We start from the raw sequence: 2,915 nt of genomic DNA on the forward strand, positions 1-2,915 counted from the left end.
GCCACCAGAGCGAGGGTGACAACGTCACCAGTGACTGCTGGTTCGCCGAGAACGTGACACCGACCGTCTTCCAGGAGAGGTCCGGCAAGGCCTGCGACGGGTGGGAGCGGTGGCGCGAGGACGTCGACCTCGCGGCCGCGATGCACCTCAACGCCTACCGGTTCTCGGTCGAGTGGGCACGGGTCGAACCGGTGGAGGGCGAGTTCTCCACCGAGGCGCTCGCTCACTACGAGGCGATCGTCGACCACTGCCTCTCGCGCGGTCTGGCACCGGTGGTGACCTTCCATCATTTCGTGGCCCCTCACTGGTTCGCGATGCGGGGCGGGTGGCTCGGCGAACGGGCGCCGGAGCGGTTCGCGCGATTTTGCGATCGGGTGATGTCCGTGTTCGGCGACCGGATCGCCGCGGCCGTGACCATGAACGAGCCCAATCTGCCGCCGATGCTGGCCTGGGCGGGCCTGCCGGACTTCGTACGTGACCTGGAGCGCGCCACGCTCGACGCGTGCTCGCGGGCGGCGGGGGTCGAGCGGTACCGCCTCACCAATGTCACCGTCGCCGAGGAGGCCGAGGAGCTCTTCGCCGGACAGGCGGCGGGCCATCGGGCCGCTCGGGCCGCGATCAAGGCCCATCGGCCCGATCTGCCCGTAGGCCTGTCGATCGCCCTGGTCGACGACCTGGTCCACGGCACCGATGCCACCCTGCGGGACCGCAAACGGGCCGAGGTCTATCAGCCCTGGCTGGAGATCGCTCGCGAGGACGACTTCGTCGGGATCCAGAACTACGAGCGGCACCACTACGACGCCGAGGGCGCCGTGAACACCGACGGCACTCCGGCGAAGGGCGGCGTGATGAACCGCACCGACCCTGCCTCGCTGGGCAGTTGTGCCCGCTACGCCCACGCGGTGAGCGGCGTACCCGTGATGGTGACCGAGCACGGCAGACAGACCGACGACGACACCGAGCGGGCGGCCTTCATCGAGCCGTCGCTGGAAGGGCTCCAGGAAGCCATGACCGACGGCATCCCGGTGCTCGGCTACTTCCACTGGACCCTGATGGACAACTTCGAGTGGATCTTCGGCTTCGGCCCCAAGTTCGGCCTGCACAGCGTCGACCCGGTGACCTTCGACCGCACGCCGAAACCCAGCGCGGGCGTCTACGGCAAGCTCGTCGCGGACCTGCGCCGTGGATGAGATCTCGGCGGTCCGGTTCGAGCATCGTGACGATCCGCTCGGCATCGGCGAAGAGCGCCCCCGGCTTTCCTGGCAGGCCGCCGGCCGACCCGGTTGGCGGCAGGCGGCGTACGAACTCACGATCGGCGAGGAGTTCTTCCACGTCGAGTCGGCGGACTCGGTACTGGTGCCCTGGCCGGCCGACCCGCTGGAGCCCCGGGAGGCGCGGGAGGTCCGGGTGCGCGTGATCGGCGCGGACGGGGAGGCCTCCGACTGGAGCGACCCTGTGACCGTCGAACGCGGGCTGACCGTGAGCGAATGGCAGGCGGTACTGATCGAGCCCGTTCGCGACGAGCGGGGTCCCGCGGCTCTGCTGCGCCGCTCGTTCACCGCACAGGGCGAGGTGGTCCGCGCGAGGCTCCACATCACCGCTCACGGCGTCTACGAGGCGGAACTCAACGGCGAGCGCGTCGGAGACCATACGCTGACGCCGGGCTGGACCAGCTACCGGCACCGGCTGCGTTGTCAGACGTACGACGTCACACCGATGGTCCGATCCGGCGAGAACGCCATCGGCGTACAGGTCGCGGACGGCTGGTGGCGGGGCCGCGTCGGATTCGTGCCCGAGTGGCGGGACACGTACGGCAGTTCGCTCGGTCTGCTGGCACAGGTCGAGATCGAGTACGGCGACGGCCGCCGCCAGGTGATCGCGACCGACGAGAGCTGGCGGTCGTCCACCGGGCCGATCCGTCGGGCCGATCTCTACGAGGGCGAGACCTACGACGCGACGAAGGAGGTACCCGGATGGTCATCACCCGGGTACGACGAGCGCGAGTGGGCCGGCGTCCGACGGGGGGAGAGGGACCTCGCCACCCTGGTCGCACCGACCGGGCCGCCCGTCCGCGCGGTCGAAGAGCGCACCGCGGTGGAGACGATCATCACCCCGTCGGGCCGGACCGTGCTGGACTTCGGGCAGAACATGGTCGGGCGCCTGCGCATCTCGGTACGGGGCAGCCGCGGCTCGACGATCACGATGCGTCACGCGGAGGTGCTGGAGGACGGCGAACTCGGGGTGCGGCCGCTGCGCACCGCCGAGGCGACCGATCGCTACGTCCTGCGCGGTGACCTCGAAGGCGAATGCTGGGAACCGGCCTTCACGCTCCACGGCTTCCGCTACGCCGAGGTCGGCGGCGACTACGACGACCTCGACGCCATCGCCGTCGTGTACCACTCCGACATGCGCCGCACCGGATGGTTCGAGTGCTCCGACCCCCTGCTGAACAGGCTCCACGAGAACGTCGTCTGGGGCATGCGCGGGAACTTCGTCGACATCCCGACGGACTGCCCGCAGCGCGACGAGCGTCTGGGGTGGACCGGCGACATCCAGGTCTTCGCTCCGACATCCTCCTACCTCTACGACAGCGCCGGACTCCTCGCGTCGTGGCTGGCGGATCTCGCGGCGGACCAGACCGAGACCGGCGTCGTACCGCTGTTCGTGCCGCGGGTCGACTTCCCCGGCCCCTTCGCGGATCCCGCGCCGACGGCCGGCTGGAGCGACGCCGCGGTGATCGTGCCCTGGGTCCTCTTCCAGCGCTTCGGTGACACGGGGCTGTTGCGCCGCCAGTACGCGAGCATGCGGGCCTGGGTGGACGGGCTGACCACGCTGCTCGGGCCCGCCAGCCTCTTCGACAGGCCGGCCCTGCAGCTCGGGGACTGGCTGGACCCGGCCGCGCCGCCGGACGCGCC

The 2,915-nt window shown here is 70.5% G+C and carries 2 protein-coding genes; both read left to right on the forward strand.

The genetic code is table 11. The features are described from left to right. Positions 1-1,190: family 1 glycosylhydrolase (locus tag ACWEBX_RS38775; protein WP_451889408.1), on the forward strand; the 1,190-nt coding region annotated here is incomplete at its 5' end. Continuing rightward, positions 1,183-2,915 (forward strand): family 78 glycoside hydrolase catalytic domain (locus tag ACWEBX_RS38780; protein WP_451889409.1); only part of this gene is annotated, 1,733 nt, incomplete at its 3' end. The genes ACWEBX_RS38775 and ACWEBX_RS38780, both read left to right, overlap by 8 nt.

This window comes from Streptomyces sp. NPDC005070, assembly GCF_053600395.1.